This is a genomic window from Kitasatospora sp. NPDC034023, from assembly GCF_055575795.1.
Genome location: NZ_JBVIRY010000055.1, coordinates 17,035 through 42,077, shown reverse-complemented (window position 1 = coordinate 42,077; position 25,043 = coordinate 17,035). Strand labels below are relative to the sequence as shown.

Annotated in this window: 22 protein-coding genes; 9 read left to right on the top strand and 13 right to left on the bottom strand. The window is 74.0% G+C overall.

Annotated features, from left to right (window positions below; genetic code table 11):
* Positions 1-250: hypothetical protein (locus ACZ52R_RS40185; protein ID WP_465755266.1), on the top strand; the 250-nt coding region annotated here is incomplete at its 5' end.
* Positions 251-416: 166 nt separating this feature from the next.
* Here ACZ52R_RS40185 and ACZ52R_RS40180 read toward each other — a convergent pair.
* A complete protein-coding gene (locus ACZ52R_RS40180; RefSeq protein WP_360507986.1) occupies positions 417-1,421 on the bottom strand; it encodes a stage II sporulation protein M in 1,005 nt (334 codons plus the stop codon).
* 306 nt (positions 1,422-1,727) lie between these two features.
* Between ACZ52R_RS40180 and ACZ52R_RS40175 the strand changes: the two genes are divergently transcribed.
* Positions 1,728-2,732, top strand: a complete 1,005-nt coding sequence (locus tag ACZ52R_RS40175) for an RDD family protein (RefSeq protein ID WP_465665251.1) — start codon at positions 1,728-1,730, stop codon at positions 2,730-2,732.
* A 79-nt stretch (positions 2,733-2,811) separates the two neighbouring features.
* Here the strand turns inward: ACZ52R_RS40175 and ACZ52R_RS40170 are convergent, their stop codons facing one another.
* Positions 2,812-3,447 (bottom strand): hypothetical protein, encoded by a 636-nt coding sequence (locus ACZ52R_RS40170; RefSeq protein WP_465625915.1) that lies wholly within the window; start codon positions 3,445-3,447, stop codon positions 2,812-2,814.
* A gap of 110 nt (positions 3,448-3,557) precedes the next feature.
* Between ACZ52R_RS40170 and ACZ52R_RS40165 the strand changes: the two genes are divergently transcribed.
* Both ACZ52R_RS40165 and ACZ52R_RS40160 read left to right on the top strand, forming a co-directional pair.
* Positions 3,558-4,070 (top strand): SigE family RNA polymerase sigma factor, encoded by a 513-nt coding sequence (locus ACZ52R_RS40165; RefSeq protein WP_465625917.1) that lies wholly within the window; start codon positions 3,558-3,560, stop codon positions 4,068-4,070.
* Positions 4,067-5,170, top strand: coding sequence for a hypothetical protein (locus ACZ52R_RS40160; protein ID WP_465625919.1), 1,104 nt, complete (start codon positions 4,067-4,069; stop codon positions 5,168-5,170). Before ACZ52R_RS40165 ends, ACZ52R_RS40160 begins: the two co-directional genes overlap by 4 nt.
* Before the next feature lie 100 nt (positions 5,171-5,270).
* On the opposite strand, the gene ahcY is transcribed toward ACZ52R_RS40160, so the two are convergent.
* The 6 genes from ahcY to ACZ52R_RS40130 form a co-directional block, all read right to left on the bottom strand.
* Positions 5,271-6,719: an adenosylhomocysteinase gene (gene ahcY, locus ACZ52R_RS40155; protein ID WP_360507972.1), complete on the bottom strand. Its 1,449-nt coding sequence runs from the start codon at positions 6,717-6,719 to the stop codon at positions 5,271-5,273.
* Positions 6,720-7,107: 388 nt separating this feature from the next.
* Positions 7,108-8,085 carry a cation diffusion facilitator family transporter gene (locus ACZ52R_RS40150; protein ID WP_360507969.1) on the bottom strand — a complete coding sequence of 326 codons (978 nt, stop codon included), beginning with the start codon at positions 8,083-8,085 and terminating at the stop codon, positions 7,108-7,110.
* Between the two features lie 84 nt (positions 8,086-8,169).
* Positions 8,170-9,417 carry an SIS domain-containing protein gene (locus tag ACZ52R_RS40145; RefSeq protein ID WP_465625922.1) on the bottom strand — a complete coding sequence of 416 codons (1,248 nt, stop codon included), beginning with the start codon at positions 9,415-9,417 and terminating at the stop codon, positions 8,170-8,172.
* Positions 9,418-9,477: 60 nt separating this feature from the next.
* Positions 9,478-9,660: a Trm112 family protein gene (locus ACZ52R_RS40140; protein ID WP_280686052.1), complete on the bottom strand. Its 183-nt coding sequence runs from the start codon at positions 9,658-9,660 to the stop codon at positions 9,478-9,480.
* A 136-nt stretch (positions 9,661-9,796) separates the two neighbouring features.
* Positions 9,797-11,182, bottom strand: a complete 1,386-nt coding sequence (locus ACZ52R_RS40135) for a phosphomannomutase/phosphoglucomutase (protein ID WP_465665253.1) — start codon at positions 11,180-11,182, stop codon at positions 9,797-9,799.
* Between the two features lie 132 nt (positions 11,183-11,314).
* The gene (locus ACZ52R_RS40130) at positions 11,315-11,680 is read right to left on the bottom strand and encodes a DUF3499 domain-containing protein (protein ID WP_350520082.1); all 366 of its coding nucleotides are present in this window, start codon (positions 11,678-11,680) and stop codon (positions 11,315-11,317) included.
* A gap of 163 nt (positions 11,681-11,843) precedes the next feature.
* Here ACZ52R_RS40130 and ACZ52R_RS40125 point away from each other — a divergent pair, with 163 nt between their 5' ends.
* Positions 11,844-12,296, top strand: a complete 453-nt coding sequence (locus ACZ52R_RS40125) for a metallopeptidase family protein (protein WP_360507960.1) — start codon at positions 11,844-11,846, stop codon at positions 12,294-12,296.
* Between the two features lie 107 nt (positions 12,297-12,403).
* Here ACZ52R_RS40125 and ACZ52R_RS40120 read toward each other — a convergent pair whose 3' ends face one another.
* The 3 genes from ACZ52R_RS40120 to ACZ52R_RS40110 all read right to left on the bottom strand — a co-directional run bounded on the left by ACZ52R_RS40120 (position 12,404) and on the right by ACZ52R_RS40110 (position 18,593).
* The gene (locus ACZ52R_RS40120) at positions 12,404-14,131 is read right to left on the bottom strand and encodes a DUF5719 family protein (RefSeq protein ID WP_465755265.1); all 1,728 of its coding nucleotides are present in this window, start codon (positions 14,129-14,131) and stop codon (positions 12,404-12,406) included.
* Positions 14,132-14,137: 6 nt separating this feature from the next.
* The gene (locus ACZ52R_RS40115) at positions 14,138-18,112 is read right to left on the bottom strand and encodes a glycosyltransferase (RefSeq protein WP_465665257.1); all 3,975 of its coding nucleotides are present in this window, start codon (positions 18,110-18,112) and stop codon (positions 14,138-14,140) included.
* A gap of 208 nt (positions 18,113-18,320) precedes the next feature.
* A complete protein-coding gene (locus ACZ52R_RS40110) occupies positions 18,321-18,593 on the bottom strand; it encodes a WhiB family transcriptional regulator (RefSeq protein WP_063349134.1) in 273 nt (90 codons plus the stop codon).
* A gap of 770 nt (positions 18,594-19,363) precedes the next feature.
* On the opposite strand from ACZ52R_RS40110, the gene ACZ52R_RS40105 reads away from it, so the two are divergent.
* Genes ACZ52R_RS40105 through ACZ52R_RS40095 form a run of 3 tightly spaced genes read left to right on the top strand, consistent with a single transcriptional unit; the run spans position 19,364 to position 22,181 of the window.
* On the top strand, positions 19,364-19,885 hold the full coding sequence (locus tag ACZ52R_RS40105) for a cysteine dioxygenase (protein ID WP_465665273.1): 522 nt from the start codon (positions 19,364-19,366) through the stop codon (positions 19,883-19,885).
* A gap of 41 nt (positions 19,886-19,926) precedes the next feature.
* Complete coding sequence (gene cofD, locus ACZ52R_RS40100) at positions 19,927-20,886, top strand: 2-phospho-L-lactate transferase (RefSeq protein WP_360507951.1); 960 nt, start codon at positions 19,927-19,929, stop codon at positions 20,884-20,886.
* Positions 20,883-22,181: a coenzyme F420-0:L-glutamate ligase gene (locus ACZ52R_RS40095; protein ID WP_465755264.1), complete on the top strand. Its 1,299-nt coding sequence runs from the start codon at positions 20,883-20,885 to the stop codon at positions 22,179-22,181. Before cofD ends, ACZ52R_RS40095 begins: the two co-directional genes overlap by 4 nt.
* Positions 22,182-22,255: 74 nt before the next feature.
* Here the strand turns inward: ACZ52R_RS40095 and ACZ52R_RS40090 are convergent, their stop codons facing one another.
* Positions 22,256-23,185, bottom strand: coding sequence for a DNA-3-methyladenine glycosylase family protein (locus ACZ52R_RS40090; protein WP_465665259.1), 930 nt, complete (start codon positions 23,183-23,185; stop codon positions 22,256-22,258).
* A 40-nt stretch (positions 23,186-23,225) separates the two neighbouring features.
* Here ACZ52R_RS40090 and ACZ52R_RS40085 point away from each other — a divergent pair, with 40 nt between their 5' ends.
* On the top strand, positions 23,226-23,726 hold the full coding sequence (locus tag ACZ52R_RS40085) for an SgcJ/EcaC family oxidoreductase (RefSeq protein WP_465625935.1): 501 nt from the start codon (positions 23,226-23,228) through the stop codon (positions 23,724-23,726).
* A gap of 117 nt (positions 23,727-23,843) precedes the next feature.
* Here the strand turns inward: ACZ52R_RS40085 and ACZ52R_RS40080 are convergent, their stop codons facing one another.
* The gene (locus tag ACZ52R_RS40080) at positions 23,844-24,965 is read right to left on the bottom strand and encodes a peptidoglycan recognition protein family protein (protein ID WP_465665261.1); all 1,122 of its coding nucleotides are present in this window, start codon (positions 24,963-24,965) and stop codon (positions 23,844-23,846) included.
* Positions 24,966-25,043 lie beyond the last annotated feature (78 nt).

The window sequence follows — 25,043 nt, the reverse complement described above, 5'->3', positions numbered from 1 at the left end:
GTTGACTTTTGGCACGCTGTTGAGTTCTCAAGGAACGGACGCTTCCTTCGGACCGCCTTCCAGCGGGCCCTCCGGGCTTCGTTCTTTCGTGTTTCCAGCTTACCAGATGTTTTCCGCTCCGTTTTCCGGAGTTTCATTCATCCGATTCCCGCTGGCGGGATTTCCTGCAAACTTCGCTCCGAAGCTTATCAAAGCTTTCGGTGTGCTCAGTTCGTGGGATTTGCTTCGTCGGAGGGCGCGCATTTCGTGAAACGCGCTCGCCTCGATTCGGCGGTGTCGTAGACACTAACGCCCGGGCCCGACCGTTGTCCAGTCAGTCCCAACCGTTCAAACCTACTAGCCCACCCTCACCACGTCAATGGTTTGGCCGGGATGAGAGAAGACTAGCAGGTCAGAGGAGTGCTGATCACATCGCCTCAGGCCGCGACGGGCTGCAGGTCCGCCCGGTCAGCCGCGTCCACATCACCGGATTCTCCGCCTTCCGCGGCCTTTCGGCCCAGCACGAGGGCGTACAGAAGGAAGGCCAGCTCTGCCAGCGCACCGATGGCGATGCGCGCCCAGGTGGGCAGGCCGGACGGGGTCACGAAGGCTTCGAGGATGCCGGAGACCGCCAGCACCGTCGTCAGCCCCATCGCCATTCCGATGATCGAGCGGCCCTGTTCCGCCAGGGCCACCGCACGCGTGCGCGGACCGGGGGCGATGACGGTCCAGCCGAGGCGCAGGCCGAGGCCGCCGGCCACGAAGACCGCGGTCAGCTCCAGCAGGCCGTGCGGGATGAGCAGACCGAGGAAGACGTCGAGGCGTCCGGCGGAGGCCATCAGCCCGACCCCGATGGCGAGGTTCACGACGTTGCCCCACATCACGTAGAGCACCGGAATGCCCAGCGCGATCCCGTAGAGCAGGCACTGCACGGCGATCCAGGCGTTGTTCGTCCAGACCTGCGCGGCGAAGGAGCTGGCCGGCCGGTCCGAGTAGTAGGCCTCGTACTGTCCGCCGGGGCGGGTCAGCTCCCGCAGACGGTCGGGGGCGACGAGGCTGTTGCGGACCTCCGGGTGGGTGGCCACCCACCACGCGAGCACGGCGGTGGCGAGCAGCGAGACGATCGCGACCGGCACCCACCAGCGGCGCGCGCGGTAGAGCGCGGCCGGGAAGCTCACCGTGTAGTAGCGGGCGACGTCCTGCCAGCCGTTGGTCCGGGAGCCGGTCACCGCGCTGCGGGAACGTGAGACCAGGCTGGTCAGGCGGCTCAGCAGCGCCGGGTCGGGCGCGGCGGCCTGGACCTTGGCGAGGTGGCCGGTGGTGCGCTGGTAGAGGGTGACCAGTTCGTCGGCCTCCTCTCCGCTGAGCCGGCGCCGGCGTGCGAGGGCGTCCAGCCGGGCCCACTCCCCCTGGTGGGTGGCGACGAAGACGTCCAGGTCCATTCGGCGGCTCCATGATCGGCGGTGGGCGCGGACGTGCGTGCGCGGGCGGGCGGGTACGCGGCGGGCAGGCACGTACGGACAGGTGCGGCCCAGCATGCCAGCAGGGGCCCGGGTCGCGGCCTCCGGGATCTCACTTCCCGTGCGCCCACCGGGCCCCGTATGTTTGCGGCTGCGGATCAGACTGCGGCGGGCGGAGCCTGGGGGGCCGATCCGGGCCGATTCCCTCCCCGGCGCTGCCGCCCCCGGCGGTCCCGGATCCCCATGGGCGAGCCGTACGGGCTCCAAGAACGTGAACGGACAGGTGTCTTGAGCGACCTGGTGACGGGTGAGGCGGTCGTCCTCGGCCTGCAGACGGCGAAGCTTCCGAGCCGGGCATTGGCGATCGTGCTCGACCTGCTCGTGGAGTTCGCCGCCCTGCTGGTGGTCACGCTGCTGCTGGGCGTCGTGCTGGTCGACATCGACAGCGCGGCGCTGGCGGCCGTCATGATCGGCCTGATGGTGTTCTTCCTGGTCGCTGTCCCGGTGATGGTCGAGACCTTCAGCCACGGACGCTCGCTCGGCAAGGCCGCACTCGGCCTGCGGGTGGTGCGCACCGACGGCGGCCCGGTGCGGTTCCGGCACTCGCTGGTGCGCGGGCTGGTCGGTTTCTTCGAGCTGATCGCGCTCACCGGCTCCCCGGCCGTGATCACCTCGGCGGTGCACTCGGAGGGCAAGCGGCTCGGCGACATCTTCGCCGGGACGGTGGTCGTGCGTGAGCGCACCCCGGGGGCGGGCGGCTCCGCCACCCCGCTGCCGCCGGTGCACCCGCACCTGCTGCAGACGATGGGCCACGAGCTGGTCGCGATGGACTTCTCCGCGGTTCCGGAGCCGCTCTGGCTCGCTGTCCGCCAACTGCTCGGCCGGATCGGCCAGTTGGACCCGGCGGTGATGAGCCGGATGACCGCCCGGCTGGCCGACGACCTGTCCGACCGGATCGGCCACCCGGTGCCCCCGGGGCTGCACCCGGCGGCGTACCTGGGCGCGGTGCTCACCGAACGCCAGCGGCGGGAGTGGCTGCGCGCCCAGCAGCAGCTGTGGGCGGCCGCGCCGATACCCGTGCAGCTGCCCGTGCCCCGCCCGGCCTCCGGCCCGGTGCCCGGCACGGCCGACGGACGCCCCCTCCGGGTCCTCGGCATCCCGACGGCGCCCGTACCGACCGCACCCACCCCGGCCGGACCGGTCGCACCGGTCGCACCTCTCGCACCGGCGGCCCAGCCGGCCCCGTCCTTCGACAAGCCCGCCGCCGGCACCGGCTTCGCCCCGCCCTCCTGAGGCCTCAGGCGTTCTGACGCCCGACGAGGACCCCGCTACGAGGACCCCAAGGGGGCAAACACCCGAACCCGGCGGGCCCCTACTCCTCGTCCCCCACCCGCCAGGCGTTCGGCGGAGACTCCAGTTCCTCCAGCTCGACCCCGTCCGCCGACAGCACCACGTCCCCCGCCAGGTGCACGACCTGCTGCTCCCCCGTCTCCAGGTCCGCGACCTGGTACCGCTCGACGAGCAGCGGCCCCGAGTCCGTCTCGTGGGTGTCGACGCCCTCCAGCAGCCATCCCTGGTCGAGGGTGCGGGGTGCCAGCACCGGCTCGGTGAACGCCACCAGCCGCACCCGCGCGCTCGCCCCTTCCCGCAGCCGCAGCAGCCGGGCGGTGGCGACCAGGAAGCCCGGCGAGCGGCCGGTGAAGGCGTGCGCCCGGTCGTGTCCCTCCACCGTGTGCTCGCCGCCCGGGTCGGCCGCGTCGGTCCGGACCCAGGCGACTCCGTCCACCGCGCCGCCGCGCACCTGCCAGCCCCCGGCCCGCAGTTCCATCCGCAGCGGCCGGGCCCGGGAGTCCAGGGTGAGGTCGACGCCGCCGATCACCCGGCCGTCCGGCGCGTAGGTCTTGGAGACGTACCGCCACCCGGCCGGCCCGGGAGCGCAGCTGAAGCGCTCCTCGCCGAGCAGGACGTGGTCGTGCGTGTCGGAGAGGGAGTAGCGGCCGTTGGGCATGCCCGAAAGCCTACGTGCGCACGTCGCGTGCAACCTTCTCCGGTGGTGCGCGCATTAGGGGGGTGGACGGCGCCGGAGCGGTGCCGCCGTCACGACGAGAGGGGGTGCGGATGGCGAAGCAGACGCGCGACGAGGAGTTCACGGAGTACGTGGCCTCCAGGACCGGCTGGCTGCGGAAGGTCGCCTATCTTCTGTGCGGGGACTGGCACCGGGCCGACGACCTGGTCCAGGAGACGATCACCAAGCTGTACGTGAACTGGTCGAGAGCCGCGCGGATGGAGAACCGGGACGGCTACGCGCGCCGGGTACTGGTCAACACCTTCCTGGCCGAGCAGCGCTCCCCGTGGTGGCGCCGCACCGTCCGTTCCGGGACCGATCCGGACGCGGCGGCCGGCGGTGTCGACCTGGACGCCGCCCTCGACCTGCGCCGCGCCCTCGCCGCCCTCCCGCCCCGCCAACGGGCCACGGTGGTGCTGCGCTACTACTGCGACCTGTCGATCGAGCAGGCCGCCGAGGCCCTGGGCTGCTCCTCCGGCAACGTCAAGAGCCAGAGCTCCCGCGCCCTGGACACCCTGCGCGGCAGGCTCACCGCCCGTCCCGCCGTCGCCGAGAGGATGTCATGAGCACCATCGACCCGCACGACCTGGCCAACCGTCTGGCGGCCCTGGCCGACGAACCGGCACCGCCTCCGGGCTTCGACGCCGGCCGGTCCCTGGCCGAGGGCGCGACGCGGCTTCGCCGGCGCAGGCTGGCCGTGATCGGCACCGTCGCGGGCGCGACGGCCGCGGTGGTGGCCGGCGGCGCCCTCCTGTTGCCGGGCAGCGGCACCGCCGCCCCCGTGCTGCCCGCCGCACCCACGGTGGCCACCACCGCACTCCCGACGCTCGCGCCGTCCCCGACCGCCACACCGTCCCCGACCGCCGCACCGGATCGGGCCGGGGCCGACCCGCTGACCCCCGAGCTCCGGTTCGGCTGGCTGCCGGAGTGGGCCGGCGGTGACAACGGCGTGGGGTACCAAACCGCCTTCCACGGAATCCAGTTGCAGGCGAGCGGCCGGGGCGAGGACGCTCCGCAGCTGCAGCTCTCGCAGTACCCGGCCGGGTCCCGTCCCCCGATGACCGGGGCACCCGGAAGTGCGGTCCGCACGGAGGAGGCCGAGCCGGTCGACGGCCGGACCGCCTACTGGGTGGTCTCCGACGCGCAGCCGGACTACCAGCACACCCTGCGGTGGCTGACGCCCTCGGGCCGCTGGGCGGAGCTCGCGGGCTCCGGCGGCCGGCCCGCGGACATCACGCGGGAGGTCCTGCACAAGGTGGCCGTCGGGGTCCGGTACGGCACGTGGGACGTCCCGCTGCCGGTCCGGATCACCGGACTGCCCACGGCGTTCAAGGTCACCAACGTCCGGCTGGCGCGTCCGGACGCGGACGCCAAGGTCCCCTGGAGCATGTGGCTGATGCTGGAGGCGGAGGGTAGGAATGTCTGGTTCAGCGTGAAGCCGTCCACCCCCGGGTCGCCGGCGTCGCCGACCGGGAAGAACGGGTCGCCGGACACCGGCCCGAACCCGCAGTCGTGCTCCGCGGACAACGGGGTGCAGGTGTGCGTCGGAGCCGGGGCCGAGCTGCCGCCCTCGCTGGCGCAGCTCGGCGGACTGCCGTGGATGCTCGCCCACACCAAGGCCCTCGGCCCGGACGCGAGCGCCTGGACGACCGACGTCATGCGCTGAGCCGACCGGAACGCGCCGAGCGGGACCGGAACGCGCCGGTGGCCGGCACCCCCGCGTGGGGGGTGCCGGCCACCGGCGTTCGTACCTCAGCGGCACCGCATCAGTAGCGGTACTGCTCCGGCTTGTACGGGCCCTCGACCGGAACGCCGATGTAGTCGGCCTGCTCCTGGCTCAGGGTGGTCAGCTTCACGCCCAGCGCGTCGAGGTGCAGGCGGGCGACCTTCTCGTCCAGGTGCTTCGGCAGCACGTAGACGCCGATCGGGTACTGCTCGGTCTTCGTGAACAGCTCGATCTGCGCGATCGTCTGGTTCGCGAAGGAGTTGGACATCACGAAGGACGGGTGGCCGGTCGCGTTGCCCAGGTTCAGCAGGCGGCCCTCGGACAGCATGATGATGGTGTGGCCGTCGGCGAAGCGCCACTCGTGGACCTGCGGCTTGACCTCGGTCTTCACGATGCCGGGGAGCTTGGCCAGGCCCGCGATGTCGATCTCGTTGTCGAAGTGGCCGATGTTGCCGACGATCGCCTGGTGCTTCATCTTCTCCATGTGCGAGGCAAGGATGATGTCCTTGTTGCCCGTGGTGGTGATGAAGATGTCCGCGATCGAGACGACGTCCTCCAGGGTGGTGACCTGGTAGCCGTCCATCGCCGCCTGCAGCGCGCAGATCGGGTCGATCTCGGTGATGATCACGCGGGCGCCCTGGCCGCGCAGCGACTCGGCGCAGCCCTTGCCCACGTCGCCGTAGCCGGCGACGACGGCGACCTTGCCGCCGATCAGCACGTCGGTGGCGCGGTTGATGCCGTCGATCAGAGAGTGGCGGCAGCCGTACTTGTTGTCGAACTTCGACTTGGTGACGGCGTCGTTGACGTTGATGGCCGGGAACAGCAGGTTGCCGTCACGGTGCATCTCGTACAGGCGGTGGACACCGGTGGTGGTCTCCTCGGTCACGCCCTTGATGGTGGCGGCGACCTCGGTCCACTTGTTCGGGGTGTCCTTGAGGGTGCGGTTGAGCAGCTCCAGGATGATCCGGAACTCGTCGTTGTCCGCGGTGGACGGGTCCGGCGCGGCGCCGGCCTTCTCGAACTCGACGCCCTTGTGGATCAGCAGGGTGGCGTCGCCGCCGTCGTCGAGGATCATGTTCGGGGTCTTGCCGTCAGGCCAGGTCAGCGCCTGCTCCGTGCACCACCAGTACTCGTCCAGGGTCTCGCCCTTCCAGGCGAAGACCGGCACGCCCTGCGGGTTCTCCGGGGTGCCCTCCGGGCCGACGGCGATGGCGGCGGCCGCGTGGTCCTGGGTGGAGAAGATGTTGCAGGAGCACCAGCGGACCTCGGCACCGAGCGCCGTCAGGGTCTCGATCAGCACGGCGGTCTGGATCGTCATGTGCAGCGAGCCGGTGATGCGGGCGCCGGCCAGCGGCTGCGACTCGGCGTACTCGGCACGGATCGCCATCAGACCGGGCATCTCGTGCTCGGCCAGCTGGATCTCCTTGCGGCCGAACGGCGCCAGGGAAAGGTCGGCGACCTTGAAGTCACCGGTGATGTCGGTCGACATGCGTCTGCTCCTCGCTGATGGGGTGGGGCCAAAGGTCCGGGCATGTGTCGCGCGCGGCAGGCCGTACGGGGGCACGGCCACGCCTGGGCCACCGGATCCCCGCGGTGGCGGACCGGCTCCCTACTGCGCAGCACAAACCGTCGGAGGACCTCTCTCCCTCGACCGGCGCACACGTTACGGGTGCGGACCGCCGATCGACCGCCATCAGCAGCGACGTTCTGGCTCTGGGGACGAATCTACACCGATGGCCCCATCGGCCGTCTGTCGATGACCGATTTCGGTCCCCGACCCGACCGGAGCTCGAGCCTCGCCCCAGGCCGTCCCCGGCGGCCCCGAGTCCCGCCCCGCGTCCCGCCCCGAGTCCCGTCAGTGCACGGCCCGAGGGCCGTCAGTGCGCGGCCTCCGGGCCCGGGCCGCCGGGCGTGGCGGCCGGGTCCTCGCCCGCCGCGGCCTTCTCGGCGCTGTAGACGTCGGGCTCCAGGTAGATCGCGCGGGCGATCGGGACGGCGGCCCGGACCCGCTCCTCCGCCGCGTCGATCGCCGCCGCCACCCGGGCGGCGCTGTCCTCGGCGTTGACAGCGATCTTGGCGGCGACCAGCAGTTCCTCCGGGCCGAGGTGCAGGGTCCGCATGTGGATCACTCCGGTGACTGCGCGGCCGTCCACCAGCGCCTCGCGGATCCGCCGCACCGACTCCTTGTCGGCGGATTCGCCGAGCAGCAGCGACTTGGTCTCCAGGGCGAGCACCGCGGCGATCACCACCAGCAGGAGGCCGATGCACAGGGAGCCGATGCCGTCCCAGACGCCGTCCCCGGTGATCACGGTGAGCGAGACGCCGAACAGCGCGAGCACCAGGCCGATCAGCGCGCCGGCGTCCTCCAGCAGCACGACCGGCAGCTCCGGCGCCTTGGCGGTGCGGATGAACTGCGTCCAGCTTTGGTCGCCCTTGACCTTCGCCGACTCGCGCACCGCGGTGAGGAAGGACCAGCCCTCCATCGCTATGGCGAAGACCAGCACGCCGACCGCCCAGCCCCAGGAGTCCAGCGCCTCCGGGTGGTTGACCTTGTGCCAGCCCTCGTAGATCGCGAACAGGCCACCGACGCTGAACAGCACGATGGCCACCAGGAAGCCGTACACGTAGCGCTCGCGGCCGTACCCGAAGGGGTGCTCCTCGTCCGCCACCCGGCGCGCCCGCTTGCCGCCGACCAGCAGCAGCACCTGGTTGCCGGAGTCGGCCACCGAGTGCACGCCCTCTGCCAGCATCGAGGAGGAGCCGGTGAAGCCGAAGGCGGTGAACTTGGCCGCCGCGATCGCCAGATTGGCGGACAGCGCCGCCACCAGTGCCTTGGTGCCGCCTTCGGTACTCATGCCAGGGGTCCTCACGGGTCGGTCTCGGTCAGCGTCGTCGAGCGCTTACCGTACCGGCCCGGCGGCCCGGCCCGGTCGACCGTCTCAGGACTGCGCGGCGGCGAGGCCCAGGTAGACGGCGGCGAAATCGGTCAGCGCGACCAGGTCGGCCAGCCCGTGCAGGGCGTCCGGCCGGGCGCTCGCGTACTCGGTCAGCCGGACGTCGTGCGCGGCGGCCAGCCGGTGCGCCCGGCTCACACCGAAGCTGCGCGGGCCCGCGTCCTCCTCCGGCACCTCGGCCGGTCCGTCCTGCTCCTCCGGCGACCCGCCGGCCGGGCCCGGGACGTGCCGCAGCAGCAGGACCTGGAGGTGCAGCGGGTCCGGCTCGTCGACCCGGTCGCGGAAGAAGTCGTCCGGGTCCGCGCCCGCGCCCAACTGCCCGGTGAACATGCCGCGGTGGGCGGTGAGCACCTGCGGCAGCTCCCCGGCCAGGGCCGGGCGGCCGGCCCGGTCGGCCAGCTGGGCCGCGAAGCGGGCGGCGGCCGCTCCGGCGATCGGGCCCTCGGCCCACAGCAGCGGAACCGTCCCGGCCAGCCGCGCGGCCAGGCCCTTCGCCGGGTTGGTGTACGCGGCGGCGTCGGGGCGGCAGCGGACGGCGGTGGCGTCCAGCAGGTCGGCGACGCCGGGCAGCGCGTCGTACGGCAGCTGGGTGAGGCCGATCTTCTGGGCGAGCGCCAGCAGCGGGGTGAGGTGGGACCAGAGCGCGGCCGGGTCCTCGGCCGGCAGGTCCGGCTCGGCGGCCGCGGCGGGCGGGCCGTCCTCGGGCAGCACCGAGGTCACGTACGGCAGCGGCAGCGCGCGCACCTGCAGCGCGGCCCCGGCCAGCGGGCTGCCCGCCGGGGCGGTCACGACGATCGCGCAGCCGCGCGCGTAGGCCTGCTCGGCGAGGCCGATCAGGCCCTGCTCGCCGCCGTCGGCGGAGCTGATCACCAGCAGGTCGAGCGGGCCGGCCCAGCCGGGCAGCTGCCAGCCGAGCCCGGCGGTGAAGACGGGCGGGGCGCCGGCCCGGTCGGCGCGCGGGGCGGTGGCCTCGGTCGGCGGCAGCGGGACGACCAGGCTCGCGGTGCCGGCCAGCACGGCCACCATCTCGGCGGCGGTCAGCGCGCTGCCGTGTCCGGCGATCAGGACGGCGCGCGGTCGGCCGTCCGGGCGCAGCCGGTCGAGGCCGGCCGTGTCGGCCTGCCGCAGCGCGGTGCGGACCCGGGCGCCGGCGCCGGCCAGGGCCAGCAGGGCGCGGTCCTGGTCGGCGCGCAGGAGGGCGGCCGGGTCGTCGAGCAGGGTGTCGTCGAGCATGCGGCTGGCCTCCGGCTGCGGTCCTGGGCGGCTGGCGGGGTGGGGCTTCGCCCCCAAGGATCAGGCCGGGCGGCGGGCCTCGTCCACCAGGAGGACCGGAATGCCGTCGCGGACCGGGTACGCGAGGCCGCAGTCCGCGCCGGTGCAGACCAGCTCGGGCTGCTCCTCGGTGCCGCCCTCGGTGAGCGCGGCCCGGCACTGCGGGCAGACCAGGATCTCCAGCAGGAAGGATTCGAGCTTCATGAGGCTCTCCATAGTTCGGTGACGGCACGGAGGTGCCCCGGCCGATAGGCAACCCTACCGGCCGGGGCACCACGCGCTGAGGTCAGGCGCGTCCGCTCGGGCACGTCCGCTCAGGCGCGTCCGCTCGGGCGCTCGTTCAGCCGCGGACGATGGCGAGCACGCCGTCGCGCAGCTCGGCCATCTTCGCCGGGTCCTTGGCCTCGACGTTGAGGCGCAGCAGCGGCTCGGTGTTGGAGGCGCGCAGGTTGAACCACCAGTCGGGGCCGGCCACGGTCAGGCCGTCCAGCTCGTCGACGGTGGTGCCCTCCAGGCCGACGTAGGCGGCGCGGACGGCGGCAGTGCTGGCGGCCTGGTCGGCGACGGTGCTGTTGATCTCGCCGGAGGCGGCGTAGCGGTCGTACTCGGCGGTGAGCTCGGACAGCGTGTCCGGCTGCCCGCCGAGCGCGGCGAGCACGTGCAGGGCGGCCAGCATGCCGGTGTCGGCGCGCCAGAAGTCGCGGAAGTAGTAGTGGGCGGAGTGCTCGCCGCCGAAGACGGCGTCGGTGACGGCCATCTCCTGCTTGATGAAGGAGTGGCCGACCCGGGTGCGCACCGGCTTGGCGCCCAGCTCGCGGACCACCTCGGGGACGGTCCAGGAGGTGATCAGGTTGTGGATGACGGTCGGCTCGGCCTCGCCGGCGGCCCGGGCGCGGGCGATCTCGCGGGCGGCGACCAGGGCGGTGATCGCGGACGGGGAGACCGGCTCGCCGCGCTCGTCCACGACGAAGCAGCGGTCGGCGTCGCCGTCGAAGGCCAGGCCCACGTCGGCGCCGACCTCGCGGACCTTGGCCTGCAGGTCGACCAGGTTCTTCGGGTCGAGCGGGTTGGCCTCGTGGTTGGGGAAGGTGCCGTCCAGCTCGAAGTACATCGGGACGAGCTCGATCGGCAGGCCGTCGAAGACGGTGGGCACGGTGTGGCCGCCCATGCCGTTGCCCGCGTCCACGGCGACCTTGAGCGGGCGGATCGCGGTGAGGTCGACCAGGCCCAGCAGGTGGTCGGCGTAGCCGCGCAGGGTCTCCTGCTCGGAGAGCGCGCCGGGCTTCACGTCCCTGGCCGGGATGGTGACGGTGTCGTCCTCGGCGGTCCAGGACTCGACCAGCTCGCGGATCTCGGACAGGCCGGTGTCCTGGCCGACCGGGGCGGCGCCGGCCCGGCACAGCTTGATGCCGTTGTACTGGGCCGGGTTGTGGCTGGCGGTGAACATCGCGCCGGGCAGGTCGAGCTTGCCGCTGGCGTAGTAGAGCTGGTCGGTCGAGCAGAGCCCGATCTGCACCACGTCGGCGCCGTAGGCCGCGGCGCCCTGGGCGAAGGCCAGGGTGAGCGACGGGGAGGAGGGGCGCATGTCGTGGCCGACCACGATCGCGGACGCGCCGGTGACCTGTACGAACGCGGCACCGAAGGCCCGGGACAGGCTCTCGTCCCACTGGTCCGGGACGACGCCTCGGACGTCGTACGCCTTCACGAGCTGCTTGAGGTCGCGCACTGCGGCTCCACCCTGGTCTCTGTACTGGTCGGTCGGGATACGTCGGGCCACCGCCCGCCCGGTCGACGGGCGCGGTGGCGGTAGACGGGCAGCGTACCCGGGCCGGACGAACGCCCCGTGCCAGGAGAGGCGTCAGTTGTCGGGCGAGCGCAGCACCCGGAGGTGGCCGCGGCGGCTGCCCTCGGTGGACTCGCCCTCGGGCGCGCGGCCCTGACGGGGGGTCTGCGGGCGGGCGGCCTCGCGCACGGCGTTGGCGAGGGCCTCCAGGTCGTCGCTGCTGCGGCGCAGCGGCCCGGCCTCGGCGGCGAGCCGGACGACCTCCCAGCCGCGCGGGGCGGTGAGGCGCTCGGCGTGTTCGGCGCACAGGTCGTAGCAGTGCGGCTCGGCGTAGGTGGCGAGCGGGCCGAGGACGGCGGTGGAGTCCGCGTAGACGTACGTCAGCGTCGCGACGGCCGGCCGGCCGCACGCGGTCCGCGAACAACGACGTACAGAGCTCACGAGGGTGGACGGTACCGCACTCCCCGCCGGGGAGCGAAGACCGCCTGCCCGGAGGGTGTGCCGTGTCGTCTCCGAGCGCCGGGGCCGCGTATCGACCGCCCCGGGCGATTCCCCGTCGGAGTGGTCCACTTCCGACCGTCCAAGGACTACTCTCGGCAGTGATATGGACAGCTCCGCACCGCAGTCATCGACAGGCCCCGCGCGCCGCCCCCGGCACCGCGACCGGCACGGCAGGGGGCTGCGCGGACCGCTGGCGCCGCCGCAGGTGCCGATCTCGCTCACCCGCTCCGAACTGTTCGACGACTACGTGCGCGAGTCGGTGGAGCGGTTGGAGCGGCGTTGGCCGCAGCTGATCGAGGTGGAGTTCGCCGTCCAGGAGGTGCCGCTGCGCGAGCCGGACGGCGCCGACGCCGAGGACGGTGTGCCGCTGGGGCGGGTCTCGCCGGGCAAGCAGGGACACAAGAGCCAGATCGTGGTGTACCGGCGGCCGGTGGAGATCCGGGCGAAGACCCGGGAGGACCGCGCGGCGCTGGTGCACGAGATCCTGATCGAGCAGGTCGCCGAGCTGCTGGGGCTCTCACCGGACGCCATCGACCCGCGCTACGACGAGGACTGAGCCGGGGACCGAAGCCAGGACCGAGACGGGGATCGAGCGGTCGGGGGCGGCACCCGGAAGGTGCCGCCCCCGTCGCTTGCTCGGTTTGTTCGGCGTGCTCGGCTTGCTCAGTGCAGGACGATGCCCGGGTCCTGGGCGGCCTGCGGGACCTTGACGGTGCTGTGGTCGTCGCGCAGCGCCTGGACGGTGAACATCGGCACGTCCTTGGTGGGGATGGAGAGCATCCGGGCGGCGACCACCGGGCCGCCGGAGACGGTCTCCACGGTGAGCGCGAAGACGCCGTTCAGCCCGGCGGGCTCGGGCGCCGGGAGGGCGACCGTGCCGCCGGCCGGGAGCTGGACCTCCTTGGTGGCCGGGGTGCCGCCGCCGCTGCCGGCCGAGGCGGTGACCCGGACGGTGGCGGCGTCGCCGGTGGAGGTCAGGTAGAGCGTGGAGCCGCCGGCCCGGTTGTCGGCGACGGTGGCGCGGGCGCCGACCGGATCGCTGCCGGTGAGCCAGGCCGCGTCGGTCTTGCCGTTGGCCGCCGCCCGGTCGACCCGCAGCCCGGCCACGACCGGGGTGGGGTGCTTGGGGTCGCTGGGCGACAGTCGCAGCCCGGCCACCTCGTCCCGGGTGACCTTGCCGAGGTCGACGGCGGCCACCATGCCCGCCTTGACGTGGATCGACTCGTTGCCGGCCGGGGTGAACCAGCCGTTCTTGCCGGAGAGCTGGATCTTCAGGTCGGCGTCGTCCTCCGGCGGCGCCCAGATCACCAGGCGCGCGGCGGCGGTGTCCGCGGGCAGGCCGGGCAGCGCCTGGGTGGCGGCCGGGGCGGCCGAGGCCGGGATCCAGTCGGCGCCCTTGTTGCCGTCGGCGGCGTGCAGCGCGGCGCCGACCCGGCCGGAGCGGACCACCACGTGCACGGCGAGGTCGGTGACGGCGCCCTTGCTGAGGGTCGACAGCAGGACGGCCTGGGAGCTGCCGGGGGCGACGGTGAGGCCGTTGGCGGCGTCGTTCTCGATCAGGCCCTTGTCGCCGTACAGCTTGATGTCGACCACGGCGGCGGAGGACTCGGTGTTGACCAGGCTCAGGTAGTCGACCCGGTCGCCGGCCGTGCTGGCCCCGGCGAACCAGAAGCTGGTGCCGGCCGGGGTGCAGGTGAGGCCGGACAGGCCGAGGCCGCGCTGCTCGGTGACCACGGTGGTCTGGGTGACGGTGAAGCCCGGGGCGAGGGCGCCGGTGGCGACCGCCCCGGTGCCGGACGCGGTGTCCCCGTTGGCCGCCGGGCCGGTGGCCGGGGTGCCGGGCTTGGTCAGGGTCAGCCGGGCGTCCGCGGGCGCGGCGTTCTTGTCCTGGGCCGGGGCGGTCGGGGCGCCCGAGCCGGTCGGGGCCGGGGTGGCGGGCGCGGTGGCCGCCGGGGCCGAGGGGGTTCCGGAGGGCTGGGCGGCGGGCACGGCTGGCGCGGCCGCGTCGGAGAGCCAGCCGGCGCCGCCGGTGGCGGAGCCCGTCCCGGGCGGGGTGTAGGCGGAGAGCGTGGTCGAGCCGGTCAGGCCCTGCAGAGGCTGCGGGCAGACCGCCCCCGTCCGCTCGACCTGCGCGGTGGTCGGGGCCGCGGCCCCGTCCGCCGTGGCCGGGGCGGCCGGCGGGCGTACCTCGGCGATGCCGAACACCGCCGCGAGCACCACGGCCGCGGCGAGCAGGGACGGGGTGGTCTTCGTCCCGCCGGTCCTCCCGGCGGGACGGCCGGCAGGATCGGCGGCGGGAGCGGACGCGGCCGGCTCCGGCGCGACGGCGGTCCCGACGGTCTCGGGGGCCTCGTCGGCGCCGGACTTCTTCCTGAATGCGGGCTTCTTCATCGCGGGTCAGCTCCCCGATCCGGGCTGGTGCGGGTACCGGCCGGTGCCGTTGGGGTCGTTCGGGTCGTAGGAGGGCTGGGCCTGCGGCTGCCCCGGGGGCCAGGGCTGCTGGTGCTCCGGCTGCTGGTACCCGTCGTAGCCGTACTGCTGGTGCTCCGACGGGTACGGCTGCTCGTAGCCCTGCTGGTCATAGCCCTGCTGGGGGTAGGCCTGCTGCTGGTGGCCGTCGTACCCCTGACTGTCGTAGCCCTGGCCGTCGTACCCCTGCCCGTCGTACCCCTGGGCCCCGTAGCCCTGGCCGCCGTACGGCGCGGCCACCGGCTGCTGGGCCGCGTACTGGTCGTAGCTGTACGGGTCGGCCTGCTGGTACGTCTGGTACGGGTCGGTGTACGGCTCGGCCTCCTGGACGGCGGCGGCCGCCTGGACCGCCTCGGTCACCGGTTCGCCGGCCGGCTGCGCCGGGATCGCGCCCGGCCGGCTCTCGTACACCCCGGCCTCGTCGGCGCCGGGCTCGCCGCCCTCGCCGCGCTCGGCCATCCGGCGGGCCCGGCGGCTGCCGGGAGCGGGAGCCTGCGCCTGGGCGGCGGCGGCCAGCGCGGCGGCGGCCACCACCTCCTCGGGCAGGTCGTCGTCCTTGTGGCTGCGGCGGCCGGGCAGGGCCAGCACCAGGATGGTCAGGCCGAGCAGCACCTGGGCCCAGATCCAGCCGGTGTGGGCGAGGCTGCCCTCCCGGGTGACGGTCAGTTTGCCGCCGCCGGCCGGGAGCTTGAAGCCCTGCGCCCAGCCGTCGACCGTGGTGGGCTCCAGCGCGGTGCCGTCCACGGTGGCCTTCCACTCGGGGGCGGCGGACTCGGCGAGGCGCAGCACCCGGCCGTCCGGGCCGGCCGGGACGGTGGCCGCGAGGTCGCGGGTCCCGGACGGGACGGCCACCGGGTCGGCGCCCGGGCTGGTGATCACCGCGCGGACTGCGGGCGCTCCGCTGACCTGCCAGAGCGCGGTGCCGTTGTCCTGGTTGGTCTTGACCAGGCCGGGCGTGGTGTCCAGGACGTCCTTGAAGACGCCGATCACCGGCTGCTCGACCAGCACGTAGGCGATGCCGTAGCCGGCCAGGGCACCGGCCTGGTCGGCGCCGGAGCCGGCCAGCAGGCTGCCGACCGTCTTGTTCAGGCCGTCCTGGGTGCCGGTCGCCGGGTCGACGGTGGACTCGGCCTGGCCGAGCGTCAGGCCGGCGCCGCGCAGCACGGTGTAGCGGACGGCGCCGCCGCTCTTCTCCCCGGTGACGACGAGGGTGCGGGCCCGGTCGGTGGTGCCGGCCTCCTCGGCGATGAAGGCGGGCACCTGGCCGGCGTCGGCGCGGTTCAGCGGCTTGCCGGCGCCGGTCAGCGCCCACCACAGGCCGGTGCCCAGCGGGGCCAGCACGGCCGCGGCCACCACCAGGGCGGCCACCGGCTGGCGCCAGCCGAAGGCGATCCCGGCGACGCGGGCGTTGGCGCCGTCGGCGCCGATCGCGGCCGCGGCCAGCAGGGCGATGCCGGCGATCAGGGTGGCCGGGCCGGCCCAGGCGGGCACCGCCTGGCCGCCGGAGGCCGGGGTGACGGAGGTGCCCGCCACCGCGACCGAGAAGACCAGGCCGGCGCCGGCCGCGCCCCAGGCGGCGAGCACCGCACGGCGGCGGTCGGCGCGCAGCAGCGCGGCGAGCGCGGCGAGCACGACACCCGCCGACAGCCAGATCGGCGGCACGCCGGCGCCGCCCGGGTTGACCAGCAGCAGGCCGGCCGCGCTCGCGCCGGTGCCGTGCAGCCCGGGCAGGCCGGCCTCCAGCAGCAGCGACTGCGGGTGCGACAGCACCTTGAGCGACCAGGGCGCCAGCACGGCGACCGGGACCGCGAGGATCACCAGGACGCGCAGGCCGAGCAGCCGCAGCGCCGTACCGCCGGAGCCGAAGGCGCCGCCGCGCAGCACCGCGACGACCAGTACCGCCAGGCAGAGCGGCACCGCGAGCGCCCAGGTCAGCGGGACGAAGGCGGTGGCCAGGGAGAGCAGCAGGACGGCCATCCAGACCGGTCGCCAGCCCGGGCGGGCGCCCTTGGCGGCGCTCTCGTCCCGGATGCCGAGGCCGGCCGCGATCGCCGCGGCGCGGGCCAGCGGCGGCAGCAGCACGGCGAGGACGGCGGTGCCGATCCGGCCCTGGGCGAGCGCGCCGGTCGCGGCGGGCAGCAGCGCGTAGGTGGCGCTGGCCCAGGCGCGGACCAGCTTGGAGTCCAGCAGCGGCCGGGACACCAGGTAGGCGCTGACCGCGGACAGCGGGACGGTGAGCACGACGAGCACGGTGAGCGCGAAGTCGGCGTGGTCGAACAGCAGCCAGGAGAGCACCGCGAGCACGCCGAGGTACGGCGGTGCGGCGGCGGTGGAGCCGGTGCCGACCGGGTGCCAGGCGTCCGCGTACATCGACCAGAGGCCGCCCGCGCCGTCGGAGGCGGGCAGCAGGGCGCCGCCGAACAGCTCGCCGCTGCCGAACAGGCCGCGGCAGGCGATCAGGGCGAACACCAGCAGGGCCGCGAACAGCACCGGCGCCGGGCGCCGGGCGAGCTTCTTGATCAGCGCGAACTGCTCGACGACCAGGTCCTCGGAGTCGTCGTCGCCGCCGGCCTCGACCGAGCCGTGCCGGCTGCCGGTGTCGTCGCCGCCCCCTATCCCGAGCGAGCCGATGACGCCCTCGACGGCCAGCCGGGTGGTGGCGCCGGGCGCCGGGAAGAGCGTGCGGTCGTCCAGGGCGTCCGCGGCCCTGGTCCGGGCGCGGCGTTTGCGGGCGGCCAACAGCCTTGGGAACCGGACCAGTTCGTGGCCGAGCCCGGCGAGTTCGTCGACGGCCTGGCGCGGGTCCTTGCCGAGCAGGTTGGTGACGGCCCGCAGCAGGGTGCCGAGCACCAGCCGCAGCAGGACGTAGGGGAAGAGCGCGCCCCGGCAGTTGGCGAGCAGGGTGTAGACGGCGCCGGCCTTGTCCACCCGGTGCGGGTGGGAGGAGGCGCAGTCGATGGCGCGGCGCTCGCGGGCGGAAGCCTCGGCGTGCCGCAGCACGGCGTCGGGGGCGACCACGACGCGGTGGCCGGCGGCGTTGACCCGCCAGCAGAAGTCGGTGTCGTCCCGCATCAGCGGGAGGGCCTTGTCGAAGCCGCCGAGCTCCTCGAAGACGTCCCGGCGCACCAGCATGCCGGCACTGGAGACGGCGAGCACCGGACGGACCTGGTCGTGCTGGCCCTGGTCCTGCTCGCGGCGGTCGAGGCCGGTCCAGCGCCGCCCGGAGCGGGCGATCGTCACGCCGACCTCAAGGAGCTGGCGGCGGTCGTACCAGCTGCGCAGCTTGGGGCCGACCACGGCCGCGCTGGGGGTGGAGTCGGCGACCTGGAGCAGGCGGCGCAGCGCGTCGGTCTGCGGCTCGCAGTCGTCGTGCAGCAGCCAGAGCCACTCGACCGGCTCGGTCTCGCGCGGGCCGCCGCGGCCGAGGTCGTCCTCCTGGGCGAGCGGGTCGCCGAAGTCGTCCCAGCCGCCGGTGACCGGGTCGTAGCCGGAGGGGTCGAGCCGGTAGGACAGGTCCTCGGGGCGCAGCGGCGGGCTGTTGAAGACGGCTTCGGCGACGGCGGTGCCGAAGCCGGCCCGGCGGCCGAGGACGAGCGGGCCGCTCTCGGGGAGCCAGTCGGCGAGGGTGTCGGCGAGCAGCTGCTGGGAGTTGTCGGTGGAGCCGGTGTCGACCGCGAGGACGCGCTGGACCTGGCGGTCCTGCCCGAGCAGGCCGGCCAGCGTCTGCGGGAGCCAGCGGGCGCCGTCGTGCGAGACGATCACGGCGGTGACCAGGTGGCGCGGGTAGGCGGGTGGCCGGGAAGCGGTGAAGCCGCTCTGGTGGCTGTAGACGGTCATCGAGTGCGCGGGCCCCAGTTCTCGGTGGACACAGCCGGTGAACGGCAACCGGATGGCGCACCACACTAACGGCTCCTGGTGGACGGTTCGTCCGGGGTGCCGGTGCGGGGACGGTGAAGGAGGCCGCGGGGGAGACCGTGGAGGAGGCGGTGGGAGGGGTGGCGGGGGAAGGGGCGGGAACACGAAAGCGCCCCACCACCGCGGTGAGGCGCCCGTACAGCTGTGCGATTGTCCGTCGCTGTCGAACGGTCAGCGGGGCCCGGGGGCCGCCCCGTCAGACCGCGCTCTTCTTGAGCCGACGGCGCTCGCGCTCGGAGAGGCCGCCCCAGATGCCGAAACGCTCGTCATTGGCGAGGGCGTACTCCAGGCACTCCGAGCGGACCTCGCAGGCGAGGCAGACCTTCTTGGCCTCGCGGGTCGAGCCGCCCTTCTCGGGAAAGAAGGACTCCGGGTCGGTCTGAGCGCACAACGCGCGCTCCTGCCAGCCGAGTTCCTCCTCTTCCTCCGCGATGCCGTCCCCGATCAACAGCTCAAAGAGCTCGCTCATGTGGCGCGCCTCCTCTGCCCCTACTTGGCGTCCCCGTGGTTGCCGTTGCCTCGTGCGGCTGACGACACGAGTGAAATTACAGTTGCGTCACTCTGGCCCAGTCAAGCCGAGCTCTGGTATTGGGGCCAGGATTCACTCCCCGGCACCAAGCCGTTACGAATAGTGTACATATCCGGACACAACGGACCTTCTGCCGTAAGGCCCTGAACAGTGCCGAACCGTCCGCAACCATTCGCCAGGTGACCCTTGGTCACCACCACAGGCCGGTCATCGGCCTGCCTTCCCGGCGATCTTCCCATCGAAACATAGAGAGTGATGAATCACCCCATCAGGGCAAGATCCGGACCGAATCCACTCGAATGCCTCATCCTTCCGTTTGACACCGACCCTGCGGATGCGGTGTCCTTTCCCCTATGTCAGAGTTCGCCAGCCCCCGGAGCGGTTCCACGCTCCGCCGTGCCGTGAACTCTTGTTGTCGCCTCTGTTCCTGCTGTATCTAGGCGCCCGCGTCCCACCGCGCGCCGCCCCCAGGAAGCACAGAGGCCGCCCGCGATTCCCGCCCCAGGACATCCCGGATCCGGCTGATCCCGACGAACCAGCCGACTCCTCCGAGGACGACTCCCGTGCGCATCATCCGCATCCGCCGGCGGAACCGCGACCGCAACAAGCTCGCCCGCCTTGGCCTCACCCCCAGCCACTCCCCCCGCCACCCTGACCGGCAGCGCCGGACGGACGGGCAGCGCTGGACGGACGGGCTCAGCGACGTCTCCATCGCCGGCGACCCGCTCGCGTTCCCGCACCTGGCCCGCACCGACCTGCCCGCCCACCCCACCACCGTCGCCGGCTACGCCCGGCTGGTCCGCGAGATCGCCGCCGACCGCGCCCGCTGGGAACCGCTCGTCCGCTACGACGCACTGACCCGCTGGTACGCCCGCCTGGCCACCGGCCCCGGCTACGAGATCTGGCTGCTCAGCTGGCTGCCCGGCCAGAGCAGCGGCTTCCACGACCACGGCGAGTCCTCCGGCGTGATGACCGTCGTCCGGGGCGAGCTCATCGAGCGCTCCCTCACGCACGCGGGCGAGGGCGCCCGCACCCTGAAGCCCGGCGGGCAGCGCGTCTTCTCCTCCGGCTACCTGCACGAGGTGGTCAACGGCGCGCTCGAACCCGCCGTCTCCATCCACCTCTACACCCCCGGCCTCACCGAGATGAACCAGTACGGCGCCACCGCCCTCCCCGAGCAGCACGCGCAGCCGCACGCGGACCAGCAGCAGGCGCAGGCCGAGGCGCACTGACGCCGGGCTGACGGACGGTCCGATCGTGGCAGGATGACCCCATGCGCATCGTGGCACTGGCAGGCGGAATCGGCGGAGCGCGCTTCCTGCGCGGGCTCCTCGCGGCGGTCGGACCGCAGGACGAGATCACCGTCATCGGCAACACCGGCGACGACATCCACCTCTACGGCCTCAAGGTCTGTCCCGACCTCGACACCGTGATGTACACCCTCGGCGGCGGCATCCACGAGGAACAGGGCTGGGGCCGGACCGACGAGACCTGGTCGATCAAGAACGAGATGAAGGAGTACGGCGTCGGCCCCGAGTGGTTCGGGCTCGGCGACCGGGACTTCGCCACCCACCTCGTCCGCAGCCAGATGCTCACCGCCGGATACAGCCTCACCCAGGTGACCGAGGCGCTGTGCGTGCGATGGAAGCCCGGCGTGCGGCTGCTGCCGATGAGCGACGACCGGGTCGAGACGCACGTGCGGATCACCGACGAGCAGGGCACCCGGGCGATCCACTTCCAGGAGTACTGGGTCAAGCTGCACGCCGCCGTGGACGCCGAGGCGATCATCCCGGTCGGCGCCGACACCGCCAAGCCCGCGCCCGGCGTGCTGGAGGCGATCGCCGCGGCCGACATCATCCTCTTCCCGCCGTCCAACCCGGTCGTCTCGATCGGCAGCATCCTCGCCGTCCCCGGCATCCGGGAGGCCGTCGTCGCCGCCCCGGCGCCGGTCGTCGGGCTCTCCCCGATCATCGGCGGGGCGCCGGTGCGCGGCATGGCCGACAAGGTGCTCGCCGCCGTCGGCGTCGAGGCGACGGCGGAGGCGGTCGCGCTGAACTACGGCTCCGACCTCCTCGACGGCTGGCTGGTCGACACCGCCGACGAGGCGTCGGTGGCCGCGGTCGAGGCCGGCGGAATCGCCTGCCGGGCCGTCCCCCTGCTGATGACCGACATCGAGACCACCGCCCAGATGGCCTGGGCCGCGCTCGCACTGGCGGATCAGGTCCGCTCGTGACCGCGCCGCTGCAGATCCTGGGCATCGAGGGGATCCCGGAGGTCGATGCCGGGGCCGACCTCGCCGAGCTGATCGCCAAGGCCGGGACGTATCTGGACGGCGACATCCTGCTGGTCACCTCCAAGATCGTCAGCAAGGCCGAGGGCCGGCTGCAGCACGCCGCCGACCGCGAGGCCGCGATCGACGCCGAGACCGTCCGGGTCATCGCCCGGCGCGGACCGGTCCGGATCGTCGAGAACCGCAACGGCTTCGTCATGGCCGCCGCCGGCGTCGACGCCTCCAACACCGCCCCCGGCACCGTGCTGCTGCTGCCCGAGGACCCGGACGCCTCGGCCCGCGCGCTGCGGGCCCGGCTGCAGCACCTCACCGGCCGCCGGCTCGCCGTCGTCGTCACCGACACCTTCGGGCGGCCCTGGCGCAACGGGCTCACCGACGTCGCGATCGGCGCCGCCGGACTGTCCGCCCTGGACGACCACCGGGGGCGCACCGACAGCCACGGCAACGCGCTGGAAATGACCGTCACCGCGACCGCCGACGAACTCGCCGCCGCCGCCGACCTGGTGAAGGGCAAGGCCACCGGCGTCCCGGTCGCGGTCGTCCGCGGGCTCGGCCACCTGGTCACCGCCGAGGACGGCACGGGCACCCGGCCACTGGTGCGGCCCGCCACGGACGACATGTTCCGGCTCGGCACCTCCGAGGCACTGCGGCAGGCCGTCACCCTGCGGCGCACCGTCCGCTCCTTCACCGCCGAACCGGTCGACCCGGCCGCCGTCCGCCGCGCGGTCGCGGCCGCCGTCACCGCGCCCGCCCCGCACCACACCACGCCCTGGCGGTTCGTGCTGCTGGAGTCACCCGACACCCGCACCCGGCTGCTCGACGCGATGCTCGCCGCCTGGCAGCGCGACCTGCGCGAACTCGACGGCTGGGACGAGGCCAAGATCGCCCGTCGCACCGCCCGCGGCGACGTCCTGCGCGACGCGCCGTACCTGGTGGTGCCCTGCCTGCTCATGGACGGCTCGCACGACTACCCCGACACCCGGCGCGTCGGCGCCGAACGGGAGATGTTCACCGTCGCCGTCGGCGCCGCCGTACAGAACCTGCTGGTCGCCCTCACCGGCGAGGGCTACGGCTCCGCCTGGGTCTCCTCCACCATGTTCTGCCGCGACACCGTCCGCGCCGCCCTGGACCTGCCCGCCGACTGGGACCCGATGGGCGCCATCGCCGTCGGCCGCCCCGCCGAGCCGCCCCGCGAACGCCCGGAACGCAGCGCCGACACCTTCATCGAGGTGCGGTAGGGATCAGCGGCCCCGGGAGATCCCGCGGCGGTTGCCCACCGACCCACGCGGGTGTACACCGGGGCGGCCTCTCCTCAGCGGTGGCGGTGGTCGTTGGGGGTGAGGCGGGGGCCGTAGCGGGGGGCGCGGGCGCCGACGGCCAGCAGGAGGCGGCAGAGCCGGTGGCGGTGCGGGCGGAAGGGCTCCAGGAGGGCGAGCATCTGGGCGTCGTCGCTGCGGGGTCGGCCGGCCAGGGCCCAGCCGACCAGGTTGGGCAGGTGGAAATCGCCGACCGAGACCGCGTCCGGGTCGCCGTTGCTGCGCTGCAGGGTCTCGGCCGCCGTCCAGACACCGATGCCCGGCACGGCGGTGAGACGGGCGAACGCCTCCCCGTGGCCCATCGCCGACGCCTCCTCCAGGCGCGGCGCCAGCCGGACCGCCCGCATCACGGTCGCGGACCGCTTCGGGTCCACGCCCGCCCGGTGCCACTCCCAGCTCGGTATCAGCGCCCACTCCCGGGCCGACGGCGCCACCCGCATGCCCTCGGCCGGGCCCGGCGCCGGGGTGCCGAAGTCCCGCAACAGGGTCCGCCAGGCGCGGTAGGCCTCGTCGGTGGTGACCTTCTGCTCCAGGATCGCCGGGACGAGGGACTCCAGCACCAGACCGGTCCGGCTCAGCCGGACCCCGGCGGTACGGCGCTGCGCGTCCCGCAGCGGACCGGGCGGCAGCACCAGCGCCTCCGGCTCGTCCTCCGCGCCCAGCAGCACGGGAAGCCGGTCGAGCAGCCAGTCCGCGGCAGGACCCCAGGCGGTCGCCTCGACCTCGCCCGCGGCGGGGTGCGACAGCACGCGCAAGGTACCGACACCCGCCGGGGTACGGGAGGCGCGCCAGACGGCGCCGTCCCCGGCGGTCCGGTACGACGGGTCGGCGGGGCCGCGGCGCAGCGGCAGCAGCGTCCGGGCCGCGTCCAGCGGGAAACCCGGCCGCCAGCGCCGCACCGAGCCGCCGGCCGTACCGTCCGCCACTGCCGTCGCCTCCTTCGCTGCCGTCACCGACCATGGGGATATGAACGATACGCGGCTGCCGGAACTGCCCTCCGAGGACGAGATCGCGGTGCGGGCGCTGTACCGCCGGATGCTGGAGGGATGGAACCAGCGGGACGGCGCGGCCTTCGCCGGGCCGTTCGCGGTGGACGGGGAAGCGATCGGCTTCGACGGGAGCGGACACCGGGGACGGTCGGTGATCGCCGCCGAGCTGGGCCGGATCTTCGCCGACCACGCGACGCCCCGGTACGTGGCCACCGTACGGCGGGTGCGGGCCCTCGGGGCCGGGGTGGCGCAGCTGGAGGCCGTCGCCGGGATGGTGCCGGACGGCGCGCAGGAGCTGGACCCGGGGCTCAACGCGGTGCAGACGGTGATCGCGGTGAACGCCGGGGCGGGGTGGCGGATCGCGCTGCTGCAGAACACCCCCGCGCGGTACGACCTCCGGCCGGATCTGGGGGCGGGGCTGACGGAGGAGCTGCGGGGGTTGGTACGGCGGTGGAGTGAGGTGGGGGGCGGCAACTGAGCGTTCGCGATCGGGTGGCCCCGACGCGCCTGCCGCGCGCGGTTCCCCGCGCCCTGTCGGGGCGCGGGGCCAGGGGAAGGGGGGAAGGAGCCGGGCGCGGGAGGCGGCGTCGGCGGGTCAGGGGCTCTGGGTCTGGAGGCGGGTCGCTGCCGCGCGCAGGGCCGGGAGTTGGGCGTAGAGGGCGTTGCCGGGGCATTCGGTGTTGAAGGCGTCGCGGTGGCCGGAGACGGTGTCGAAGTCGACGACGGTGCCTTTGGGGTAGCGGCTGGCGTCGGAGGCCGAGGTGAGCTTGCTGTGGCCGTCGGCGGGTTGGCCGGTGAGGCCGAGTTTCCAGGCGGTGATGGCGGCGAGGCCGTCGAGGAGGGGCTGGGGCGGCTGGTCGCCGCCGTAGGTGCCGATCGCGGCGATGCCGGAGGAGTCGGTGTTGAAGCCGAGGGTGTGGGCGCCGTGGACGGGTTGGTCGACGCCGCCGGCGCGGCCCTCGTAGACGGTGCCGCAGCGGTCGACCAGGAAGTTGTAGCCGATGTCGCGCCAGCCGCTGGTTTTGACGTGGTACTGGTAGATCGCCCGGATCACTCGGGGGGCGTCGCCGCAGGCGTAGTCGGTGGCGGTGGCGGTGTGGTGGACGAAGACCTCGCGGACCGGGCCGGTGTACTCGAAGCTCTGGTCGCGCAGCGACTCGTCGGCGCCCCAGCCGGCCCGGGTGACGATGGCCGGGCGTGGGGCCTGGTGCCCGTCGGCGGGCTCGTGGGGCTCGGCGGGCAGGGTCCGTGCGGCCGGTGCGGCGGCGCCCCGGCCGGGGTCGACGAGTTCGAGCCGCAGTCCGGGCGGCGCTCCTGCCGGGCCGGTCCGGACGTCGACCGCGACGCCGTCGCTGCGACCGGTCCACAGGGGTGCGGTGGCGCCGTGCGGCGAGTGGTCGGGGCCGTCCTCGGGCTCGGCTTCGAGCCGCCGCCAGTCGCCCCAGTGGCCGGTGTCCGCGTCCCGGGTGCGGATCCGGATGTCGGCGCCGGCAAGTGCGTCCGGCGGGCCGTCCCAGCTGACACCGAGGAGTTCGAACGGCCGGGTGCCGCGCGGGGCGAGGCCGTGGCCGGCGGGCAGCGGGAACGAGGTGGTCGAGCCGCCGTCGGCGAAGTCGCGGCGCTGGGGGCCGGACGGGTCGGCGGCGGAGGCGGCGGGTTGGACGAGCAGGGCAGCGGTGCAGCCGGCGAGCAGAACGGCTGGTAGTGAAAGGCGCATAATTCGGATCGTCGCCGCAAACCGGACCGCTCGCCACGCCGCCCCGCGGCCGTTCGGCCACCCCTCCCGGCCTCCCAC

Excerpts from the sequence above, each read along its gene's own strand:
- ACZ52R_RS40160 (WP_465625919.1), top strand. The coding sequence starts at position 4,067 with ATGAGCACCATCGACCCGCACGACCTGGCCAACCGTCTGGCGGCCCTG.
- ACZ52R_RS40180 (WP_360507986.1), bottom strand. The coding sequence starts at position 1,421 with ATGGACCTGGACGTCTTCGTCGCCACCCACCAGGGGGAGTGGGCCCGG.
- ACZ52R_RS40170 (WP_465625915.1), bottom strand. The coding sequence starts at position 3,447 with ATGCCCAACGGCCGCTACTCCCTCTCCGACACGCACGACCACGTCCTG.
- cofD (WP_360507951.1), top strand. The coding sequence starts at position 19,927 with ATGCGCATCGTGGCACTGGCAGGCGGAATCGGCGGAGCGCGCTTCCTG.
- ACZ52R_RS40150 (WP_360507969.1), bottom strand. The coding sequence starts at position 8,085 with ATGAGTACCGAAGGCGGCACCAAGGCACTGGTGGCGGCGCTGTCCGCC.
- ACZ52R_RS40110 (WP_063349134.1), bottom strand. The coding sequence starts at position 18,593 with ATGAGCGAGCTCTTTGAGCTGTTGATCGGGGACGGCATCGCGGAGGAA.
- ACZ52R_RS40125 (WP_360507960.1), top strand. The coding sequence starts at position 11,844 with ATGGACAGCTCCGCACCGCAGTCATCGACAGGCCCCGCGCGCCGCCCC.
- ACZ52R_RS40165 (WP_465625917.1), top strand. The coding sequence starts at position 3,558 with ATGGCGAAGCAGACGCGCGACGAGGAGTTCACGGAGTACGTGGCCTCC.
- ahcY (WP_360507972.1), bottom strand. The coding sequence starts at position 6,719 with ATGTCGACCGACATCACCGGTGACTTCAAGGTCGCCGACCTTTCCCTG.
- ACZ52R_RS40140 (WP_280686052.1), bottom strand. The coding sequence starts at position 9,660 with ATGAAGCTCGAATCCTTCCTGCTGGAGATCCTGGTCTGCCCGCAGTGC.
- ACZ52R_RS40080 (WP_465665261.1), bottom strand. The coding sequence starts at position 24,965 with ATGCGCCTTTCACTACCAGCCGTTCTGCTCGCCGGCTGCACCGCTGCC.
- ACZ52R_RS40085 (WP_465625935.1), top strand. The coding sequence starts at position 23,226 with ATGAACGATACGCGGCTGCCGGAACTGCCCTCCGAGGACGAGATCGCG.
- ACZ52R_RS40145 (WP_465625922.1), bottom strand. The coding sequence starts at position 9,417 with ATGCTCGACGACACCCTGCTCGACGACCCGGCCGCCCTCCTGCGCGCC.
- ACZ52R_RS40120 (WP_465755265.1), bottom strand. The coding sequence starts at position 14,131 with ATGAAGAAGCCCGCATTCAGGAAGAAGTCCGGCGCCGACGAGGCCCCC.